Origin of the sequence: Pedobacter sp. HMWF019 (genome assembly GCF_003061025.1) — a bacterium.
Taxonomy (GTDB): Bacteria; Bacteroidota; Bacteroidia; order Sphingobacteriales; family Sphingobacteriaceae; genus Pedobacter.
In genome coordinates this window covers 1-9,741 of the sequence record NZ_QAIL01000481.1, presented here as the reverse complement: position 1 = coordinate 9,741, position 9,741 = coordinate 1, and the positions used below count along the sequence as shown (strand labels likewise).

The 9,741-nt window shown below is 40.0% G+C and carries 10 protein-coding genes; 1 reads left to right on the top strand and 9 read right to left on the bottom strand.

What is annotated here, in order from left to right; genetic code table 11:
- The first annotated feature begins 259 nt into the window (after positions 1–259).
- Entirely contained in the window at positions 260–1,075 is an 816-nt protein-coding gene (locus DBR11_RS24950; RefSeq protein ID WP_108555296.1) for an enoyl-ACP reductase, read from the top strand.
- Positions 1,076–1,125: 50 nt separating this feature from the next.
- Here DBR11_RS24950 and DBR11_RS24945 read toward each other — a convergent pair whose 3' ends face one another.
- From DBR11_RS24945 to DBR11_RS24910, 9 genes are all read right to left on the bottom strand, one after another.
- Positions 1,126–1,362 carry a hypothetical protein gene (locus DBR11_RS24945; protein ID WP_108555295.1) on the bottom strand — a complete coding sequence of 79 codons (237 nt, stop codon included), beginning with the start codon at positions 1,360–1,362 and terminating at the stop codon, positions 1,126–1,128.
- A gap of 31 nt (positions 1,363–1,393) precedes the next feature.
- Positions 1,394–1,561, bottom strand: coding sequence for a hypothetical protein (locus DBR11_RS29735; protein WP_158275378.1), 168 nt, complete (start codon positions 1,559–1,561; stop codon positions 1,394–1,396).
- A 144-nt stretch (positions 1,562–1,705) separates the two neighbouring features.
- Positions 1,706–4,078, bottom strand: a complete 2,373-nt coding sequence (locus DBR11_RS24940; protein ID WP_108555294.1) for an ABC transporter permease — start codon at positions 4,076–4,078, stop codon at positions 1,706–1,708.
- A 129-nt stretch (positions 4,079–4,207) separates the two neighbouring features.
- Positions 4,208–5,029: a methionine ABC transporter substrate-binding lipoprotein MetQ gene (metQ, locus tag DBR11_RS24935; protein WP_108555319.1), complete on the bottom strand. Its 822-nt coding sequence runs from the start codon at positions 5,027–5,029 to the stop codon at positions 4,208–4,210.
- A 19-nt stretch (positions 5,030–5,048) separates the two neighbouring features.
- The gene (metI, locus tag DBR11_RS24930; protein WP_369974453.1) at positions 5,049–5,693 is read right to left on the bottom strand and encodes a methionine ABC transporter permease MetI; all 645 of its coding nucleotides are present in this window, start codon (positions 5,691–5,693) and stop codon (positions 5,049–5,051) included.
- A 4-nt stretch (positions 5,694–5,697) separates the two neighbouring features.
- The gene (gene metN / locus DBR11_RS24925; RefSeq protein ID WP_108555292.1) at positions 5,698–6,729 is read right to left on the bottom strand and encodes a methionine ABC transporter ATP-binding protein MetN; all 1,032 of its coding nucleotides are present in this window, start codon (positions 6,727–6,729) and stop codon (positions 5,698–5,700) included.
- Between the two features lie 85 nt (positions 6,730–6,814).
- The gene (locus DBR11_RS24920; protein ID WP_146186658.1) at positions 6,815–8,254 is read right to left on the bottom strand and encodes a cation diffusion facilitator family transporter; all 1,440 of its coding nucleotides are present in this window, start codon (positions 8,252–8,254) and stop codon (positions 6,815–6,817) included.
- Between the two features lie 108 nt (positions 8,255–8,362).
- The gene (locus tag DBR11_RS24915) at positions 8,363–8,713 is read right to left on the bottom strand and encodes a hypothetical protein (protein WP_108555290.1); all 351 of its coding nucleotides are present in this window, start codon (positions 8,711–8,713) and stop codon (positions 8,363–8,365) included.
- 69 nt (positions 8,714–8,782) lie between these two features.
- Positions 8,783–9,559, bottom strand: coding sequence for a DNA-formamidopyrimidine glycosylase family protein (locus DBR11_RS24910; protein WP_108555289.1), 777 nt, complete (start codon positions 9,557–9,559; stop codon positions 8,783–8,785).
- Positions 9,560–9,741: the final 182 nt, after the last annotated feature.

Here is a 9,741-nt window from a genome sequence, read left to right as displayed (position 1 = left end):
TTAAGAACCCTGTGTAAAGAAACACTATTATCTGACATAAAATTCATTTTTCTATTTTCCTACTCGTATGGCTTTTCGGTTTCGCCCGTTTTAATTGGTTTCTGCTCCCTTTCGCTGTCATAATTTATTTGTTCAAGCCAGCATTACAAAGGTGGAAGGAAAATCTGATTTTAACAGAGGCTAAATAGGACAATTTAACGGGCTATTTGCGACCAAAAAGAAAAATACTACCTTTGGCTCATTTTAAAACAGATATAATATGTATAATCTATTAAAAGGGAAACGTGGTATCATTACCGGCGCGTTAGATCAAAACTCCATTGCATGGAAAGTTGCTGAAAAAGCGCATGAAGAAGGTGCTTCATTTGTATTAACCAATGCTCCAATTGCTATGCGCATGGGAGAGATCAATGCTTTGGCAGAAAAAACCGGATCGCAGATTATTCCTGCAGACGCAACCAGTGTTGATGAGCTGACCAACCTGTTTACCCAATCTCAAGAAATTTTAGGCGGTAAAGTAGATTTTGTACTGCACTCTATAGGCATGAGCGTAAACATTCGTAAAAAGATTCCCTACACAGAATCAAACTACGACTATTTTATGAAAGGAATTGATGTTTCAGCTTTATCATTCCATAAAATGCTGGCTGTTGCCAAAAAACTAGACGCCATTAATGAAGGTGGTAGTGTTGTAGCCCTAACTTATATGGCTGCACAACGTACCTACCCTTTCTATACCGATATGGCTGATATCAAAGCTATGCTTGAGTCTATTGCACGTAGTTTTGGTTACCACTATGGTTTAGAGAAAAAAGTACGTATCAATACAGTTTCACAATCACCAACAAAAACCTCAGCCGGTACAGGTATTAAAGGATTTGGCGATTTCTTTGATTATGCCGATGCCATTGCACCATTAGGCAATGCAGATGCAGAATCATGCGCAGATTACTGTATCACATTGTTCTCAGACTTAACCCGTATGGTAACCATGCAGAACCTATTCCACGATGGCGGATATTCCTCCACTGGAGTAAGCGATATCGTAATGAAAAAAATGGGTCTGGAAGAATAAATCAGTTAAGCCTATGCAATCATCAAACCATTGCATAGGCTTTTTTACCTCTACTTTATAAACCTCTTTAATTGATTAGCATACATATTAATCAACTGTATCATCGCAGTTTGTTCATTATCTAAAGAGGTATCAGCTAAAGATTTTGTTAAAGACTTTAGCTCGTTGATGTATGCAATAATTTGATGGCTTACATGCTGAGATATAATTTCCCTGTCCTTTTCGATTAATTCTATTTTGAGGTTTACCTGCTCCAGTTCTTCAAGATCGTGTGTGTTGTTTTCCATACTACATCAGGGTAGCGGCATGTTCTTAAAATTAGCTCGCTTGCAAGGTAGATAAAGACACATCGCCCTGCAGGAAAAACTTCTTCTCCTCCAGTTTATGAAGTCCGGCAAGTAATCTATCTTCCGATTCCTTTGTCATTAATCCCTGAGCCGGTTGTTTTACCGAAACCAGATCTGAACTAAGCTCTATTCTTTTCAAGACTTGCTGATACCTAAGCCTGTTTCTTTACTATTTTGTTTGTTTATATACAGCAACAACAGCACCAACAATAAAAGAAAAATCGAAACAGCTATAGCAATCTGAACTTTTATAGTATATAATTAAGAAATAGAAAATTCAGCTCTATTCATACTTCAACGCCTCAACCGGATTGGCTTTTGCAGCCTTGTAAGCCTGAAAACCAACCGTCAAAAATGCAACAGCTGCAGTCCCTGCTATTGCAGCTAATATAATTGACAAGGAAACAGTTGTCCTGAATTCAAAATTAGTGAGCCATTTGTTCATCAGATAATATGCCAAAGGCACACCAATACAGGCAGCGAAAAACACCATTTTCAGAAAGGAAAGCGAAAGGAGTTCCATGATATTGCCAACGGAGGCGCCCAATACACGACGTACACCAAACTCTTTGGTGCGCTGCTCGGCACTATAAGCCACCAGTCCATAAAGCCCCATGCACGAGATCAGGATCGCTATCCCTCCAAACAGATTGGCCAGAACACCCAGAATTCGTTCTGATTGCATTTTCTTTGAATACAGGTCGTTAACAAATCTAATTTCTACAGGGTATTCAGGATTGATATTTTTGACCAAACCTGATATGAGTTCAATATTCTTGCTCAAACTGTTGGCGGGATTTAACTGCATGTTAATATTGCCCCCCTCCCGTTTACTGAAATTAATCACCATCTGGCGTCCGGAACGGTAAGGAGAATCCCAAATGAAATCTTTAAACACACCTATAACCTTCAACTGATTTCCAAATAAATTGACCATTGTCCCTATAGGATTTTTAAGTTTCATCACCTTCACCGCAGTGCTGCTCAGCAATATTGCCGCAGTGTCTGAAGCGAAATCTCTGGAAAAATCCCGGCCTGCCAGCATTTCTACCCCACTCGTCTTCACAAAATCATACTGGGTCTGAAGACGGTTGAAAACAATTTCCTTTCCCTTTTCTTCCATTCCGGGCCATTGAAAACCGTAAAACCAATTGCCCACACGAGTCATACTCTGAGAAGACTCGTTTACGGCAGTAACTGCTCCTGTTTTCAGCACCTGCTCTTTAAACAACTCAAACTTACCGGATAGTTCACCATCCTGAGGCATCTCTGCAAGTAAATTGATATTATACCCTACAGGTTTATTCTTTATATACTGCATCTGTCTATAGATCACCAGAGTAGCAATGATCAATATAATCGCAAAACAAAATTGCCCAACAACAAGTACCTGCCTCAGGTTAACAGGAATGAGTTTCGCCCTTGCCGTTTTCTTTTTTAAAATCTGGATCGGGTTAAAGGAGGAAAGAAACAATGCCGGATAAGCCCCCGACAAAAGACCAGTTAGCAAGGCCACGGTGATGACCCCAAACCAGTAGCCTGTATTGGTATAACCAATAACAATATCTATCCCCAGCAAATTATTAAACATGGGTAAACTCAGTTCAACCATTGCAATGGCAATTAACACGGCCACCACAGTCAGTACCATAGCTTCAGTAAGGAATTGCGTTACCAGAGAGCTCCTTGTTGCACCAATCGTTTTCTTAATCCCTACCTCTTTTGCCCTGCGTTCCGATTTTGCTGTAGCCATATTCATAAAATTGATACAAGCCACAAGCAAAATACCAAAAGCCAATGCAATAAAAAGATAGATACGTTCTATTTCGCCACCTATGCTTTTACCATTCAGAAACTCACCATGCAAATGCATATCTGAAATGGGAAATAAGAAATTCTCATTCTTTTGAGCTGTATAATTTTCATTGAACAGCTTCCTCACTTTCGAATTAATCAGGTCAATCTTTGTCGGATCATCAACTCTGGCCATAGCCAGAAAGCTAAAATCTCCCCAGCCCGGATGTTTAACATAATCATTTATACTTTCAAAAAATGTCCAGGGCATCAAATAATCAAATCTGATTGAAGTATTGGCCGGAAAGTCTTTGATTACGCCCGTAACCTTTAAATCCCATGCGTTTTTATACCTCACCGTTTTATTCAACACATCGGTAGTACCGAATAAAAGTTTCGCCGTATTTTCAGTCAAAACAATTGCATTCGGAGCATCCAGTGCAGAACTGGGGTTGCCAACTATAAATTCATAATTGAATACTTTCAGTATATCCGGATCAGCAAAGAGATCCGTTCTTTTAAACACCCTTTGCTGATTAGCGATAAGCGATTCATCGCCACCACCCATGCGGGTTATCGCATCTACTTCTGGCACTTTAGCTTTAATGGCCATTGCAATTCCATTTCCCGGTGATCCTCCTGTGCTTGTAATCTTTCCGGTAGCATCCTGGAAATTAGTCATCACCTGATAGATTTTATCGGCATCCTTAAAGTGACGATCAAAATTCATCTCATAATTGACATATAAAAGCAGCAGCAAGCAGGCAGATAAACCAACTGCCAGACCAATAATATTAATAACCGAAGAAGTCTTATTTCTCCAGAGATTACGCAAAGCGATTTTTAAATTGAGTCTGAACATAGCAATAAATGGTTCACTAAGTTTGTGCCAAGAGCCTTAAAAACCACAAAACACTAATATACAGAATCTTAACTCAAACCCACCAATAATAATCGTTCGTTATCGAACAGCACCCGTACAATCATGCAGTTACCAACCTTTTATCGCACTTCCCTTAAAGGCCACCTTCGCTGCTTCTTCAACTTCATTAGATTGATAAGCCTTAACAAAACGCTTCACCTTATCTTCATCTTTATTATCTTCCCGGGCAACAATTGCATTTACATAGGGTGATTTGCTGTCCTCTATAAAAAGACCATCTCTTGTAGACACCAAACCAATAGGCGCAGCAAAAGTATTATTAATAATAGCTATAGATACATTTGCATCATCCAGAGACCGTGGAAGCTGTGGTGCTTCGAGTTCAAGGATTTTTAGGTGTTTAGGATTATCTTCCACGTCGTTAAGAGTTGGTAAAAGGCCAACACCCGCTTTTAGCTTAATAAGACCAGCTGTCTGAAGCAACAATAATGACCGGCCACTATTGGTTGGGTCGTTCGGAATAATAACCGTACTCTCGTTTTTGAGTTCCTTGAGGCTTTTGATCTTCCTGGAATAACCGGCAATAGGATAAACAAAAGTATTTCCCACTATGGCAAACTTGTAGCCCCTTTGCTTTACCTGTACATCCAGGTAAGGTTTGTTCTGAAAGGCATTAACATCAATATCGCCTTGATTAAGGGCCTCGTTGGGCATTACATAATCATTAAACTGCACCAGTTCAACATCAAGGTTGTATTTTTCTTTGGCCACCTTCTGAGCAACCTGTGCAATAGTATATTCCGGACCAGATTCAACCCCCACTATAATATGGTTAGGATCATTTTTTTTAGCCCCGCCACTGCAGGCCGCAAGAAAGGCTATGGATAATATCAGCGCTGACTTTAAGTATTTTTTGAAAGTGGTATTCATTTTATTAGATTTTATACTTTTATTTTCTGTGATCAAAATATTTTGAAAGGCGATCGCCGCCAAACTGAATGAGAAATACAATAACAACCAGCAATACCAAAACGGTATTCATCACCAGAACATTATAGCCTATATAACCATACTGGTAACCAATCTGCCCAAGCCCGCCAGCACCAACAGCGCCGCCCATAGCAGAATAGCCAACAAGAGTGATCAGGGTAATCGACGCACTGTTGATAATTGCCGGTAAGGCTTCAGGAAGAAGCACCTTACGGATAATCTGCATTGGTCTTGCACCCAGTGCCCTGGCAGCTTCGATGAGTCCATATGGAATCTCCAGCAAGCTATTCTCTATCATCCTTGCAATAAAGGGTGCAGCTCCTATACTCAAAGGAACAAGTGCCGCTTTTACGCCAATGGAAGTTCCAACCAAAGCTCTGGTAAACGGAATCATCCAGACAATTAAAATAATAAACGGAATGGAACGAAATACATTTACAAGAACTGCAAGAAGCCTGTTTAAAAAAGGATGTTCGAGGATCTGTCCCTTTCGAGTAATAAAAAGCAGTATACCTGCTGGCAAGCCTATAAGAAAACCAAAGAAGCCAGAAACAAAGGTCATTACAATGGTCTCGAGTGTACCGCTCACCAAGAGCCTAATCATAGATTCAGACATAGCCAAGCACCTCCACACCAATATTTAAAGTTTTATAATAAGCCAGCGCACGTTCATGGTCTTCTTTGTTCCCACGAGCTTCAACAAGGATTGTTCCGAATTTGATTCCGGCAGCATGTTCAATCTGAGCAGTGATGATATTGTTACTAACACCAAACAGCTCTGCAGCCTCCGAAAGTACGGCACTATCGGCAGAATCACCATTGAAGGTGAGTTTGATAACCGGGTTACCTGATCCAGATGCGTTGTTTTGAATGCGTTCCAAATACTCGCTAGGGAGTGTTACTTTAATAGAAGAGGAAATGAATTTCTTTGCAAGATCGCTCTTGGGATGAGAAAACACCTCACTTACACTACCCTGTTCCACCAGCACCCCCTGACTAATGATCGCTACCTCGTCACAGATCGCTTTTACAACCTGCATTTCATGCGTAATGAGTAATATCGTAATGCCAAATTTCTCATTGGTATCCTTTAAAAGTTTCAAAATGGAAGCGGTTGTCTCCGGGTCCAGCGCACTGGTCGCCTCATCACAAAGCAATACCTTTGGACTCGCCGCCAGGGTCCTGGCAATAGCCACCCGCTGTTTCTGCCCCCCCGAAAGGCTTGCCGGATAGTCGGCATGTTTATCCTCCAAACCAACGAAGTTTAACAATTCAGAAACCCGCTCCTTGATTTTTGCTTTTGAAGCCCCCCCCAGCTCAAGAGGAAAGGCAACGTTTTGATAAACCGTTCTCGAAGACAGCAGGTTAAAGTGCTGAAAAATCATTCCTATATGTCTGCGTTCTTTTGCCAGAGCAGATCTGGAAAGTTCCATTAGGTTCTTTCCATCAATATATACTTCTCCCGAACTAGGTTGCTCCAGCAAATTTGCACACCTGATCAACGTACTTTTACCAGCTCCAGATGCACCTATTACCCCAAATATTTTACCTTGAGGTACATGTATCGAAACTCCAGAAAGCGCAGTAACAGATCGATCCCGAAGAACGAATGTCTTGGTTATATTATTTAGCCTTATCATTTAAAATTGTACAAAACCACTCCCCAAAAAAGATTGGCCGTGCAAATATATTTAAAATCTATAGATGTTGTAGTTTTTAAACGTTTTAACTCACCTCATGAGCGGCTATATATCTGGACATGGGCTCCGGATCAATATGTACACGTACTATATTTGGGATCAGCTTCCTTAACGAACGTTCCAAATTATGCATGGTCAAATGGGCATCAGACAACGGAGTCTCATCATCCATTCCAATAATCAAAGTCACTACAAGTCCTTCATCAGTTAATAAAACATCCTGCAATAACACATGATCATAATCTAGAATACTTAAAAGCGCATCGCCTATCTCCTTTGTATATTTTTCCCTTCTTATCGCCGGCTTCAGCATTTCATTTCTTGGTTCAATATGAACAGCCACTTTTATAGACGGCCCAAGTTCAGAGAAGAGCTCCTGTTCCAGCATCTCTGACTTCTCATGCGCCTGAAAAAGACTAAGACCATCTGGCAACTCCAGGTCAAGTTCAATTCTCATCTCATCACTCACCATATACAGATTAAGGTTATGGATTCTCAAACTCAATCTTTCCGCTATCGCGCGTATCTTAGCACTGTAGGGTTCATTTGCAAGGACAATTGGTTCCGGATGAACAATAACTTCTGCATCCCCATTAAATTCATCAATGATGGTTTTCTCAATTTCTTCAGTTAATTGATGCACCTTTTCAAAAGTGAGCTCCCTGGAAGTCCCAACGGTGGCCTCCACATAAGTTTTATTACCAACAACCCTCGCCCTGAGGTTTACTGTACCCGGCATCACATCAGGTAAATCTTCTACCAGTTTTTGTAACCGGGGTGCCAGGTCTTCAGGTACATCGTCCATTAAAGATTTCAAAGCCTGCCCTCCAATGCTGATCACAGATTTAAATGCAATAACAACCACACCCAAAGCAGCAATAGCATCCGCCCTTTCCACCAGCCATACTGGAAGCGCAACATATTTTGACAAAAGAATAAACAGAAGTCCAACCAAAACAGAAAAAGCACCCAGCATATCGTTGCTAAAATGTTCAGCGTCTGAGGCCAAAGCCTGGCTTCTATAGTGTTTAGCGGCCTTTTTTAACGATCGTACCCGCAGAAAATCTACAACTATACTTATAATGATGATCGCAAATGACCAAATGGTAACTTCTGGCGCACCTGGTTCCCAAACAATCTTAACAATCGCATGGTAAAGAATAAAAATGGCAGTTGCACCAAGTAAAGCCATTCCGGCAAGGGCACCAAGAGATTCTGCCCGCTCGTGCCCATAAGGGTGATTGGCATCAGGAGGTTTAGCACCTATTCTTACAGCTATAAAAGTGACCACTGTAGATAAAAGGTCTAAAAGGGAATGCATGCCTTCAGCAATAAGCCCAAGGCTACCGGTTAATATACCAATAACGAATTTAATTACAGCCAGACTAGCACTGGCAATTATTGATACTGTTGTAATTTGTTGTTTACTTTGAACAGGTACCTCAACAGAAGTGTTGTCGTTCATATGTTTTTGTATAAAATTATTAGAAATTTTGTTCTCCGCCCACTTAAAAAATAAGGCCTGCAATGGAAAACACCAATTAAAGGACCATGAATAGCAAATTACTACAGATCATTTTGGAGGCTGCCAAATCTTACCTGAAAGATAATAAGGGATAAACAAAAGATATTCCTGTGCTTTAACCTTTTTGCCCAAATCGTATAATTTCTGCTTAAATTCAAATTTCCAGGTAGAAGGTATATAACTAACTACTCCGTTCGAGGTGTGAAGATGCTTAAAAGGCAATTGCTTATCTTTAAAACGATCATTATCATGATCATCCTCCTGGGCATAATGCATAGATAAAAATTCCGAAAAGCTGATGTTACGGTTGCTCAACTGGTGTTCGTGAAAGTGTACAATGAGCATAGGTAGCTTTAGAAACTCGCGTATCGGCACCTGATCCTGAATAACAGCCATCATCAATACTATTAGAATATATCGTCTCACCGCAGCAAAAGTAGGCACAAAAGGCGAATATTCCTTAGCAATTTAAATATATGGCTTTTGTTCATCGGTATAATAAACTTTAGCGCCGGCTACCGTCTTTACTTGAATATCATAACCCGTAGGGCTCTTCTTTTTGTCTACATGATGAATCATCAATAGATCGGGGTTTGCATAACCAATTTTACCAAAATCTATCCTCTTGATTTGTTTGATTGCATCGAGTAAAACATATTTCATTGTCCTTAGAAGCACTTTTACTTCCTCCAGGGGGATGCTACCTGCAATGGAAAAAGGAGAAATTTCCGCGTACCAGAGAATTTCATCCGCATATGCTTCATCTACCCCCCCAATCACTTCTTGATCTGTAAGAACATCTCTAATTTGTTTTGTATTATTTAAGAATATACTTTTCAAGTATTCTACAGTCATTTCCTTACTCAATACATCCGGAATGGCTGTCTGAATGGGATTTAAGAAAAAAGCACTTCGCTTCAATGGATCTTTTACAGAAAGAACCTGACCTCCGCTGAAATATAGATTTATTAACCCTCGATAAGCTTCTTCTCCTTCTAAAACCACCAATTCTGCCTTTGATCTAACACACATTTCCAAGACCGTATGATTCTTAAATTGAAAACACAAAGTCAAGCCCCTGCGAAACACTTTTTTTAGCTCCTGGCCTTCCAGGCTTTCCTTTAGATCTGCTATAGAAACATTAATGCATTTTTTATAGTTAACTTCTACTTTTTGTAATACTCTATTTCTAAATTTTTTATCAAAATTTTCAGCAAAAATCTCTAAATAAGGTAATTCTAACATAACTCAAGGATCGGGCATTAAATGAATATCCTTTTAAAGGTACAGGTGTTTCCTGCTCCTTTTCTACCTTTAGACAATTCAGCATTGATCTAAATCAACTTAAGACCTCCAATAGCCCATGCATCCCTATAAACCAACAACTTAACATACTTAAATTAAAAAAAACCACCCATAATACATTG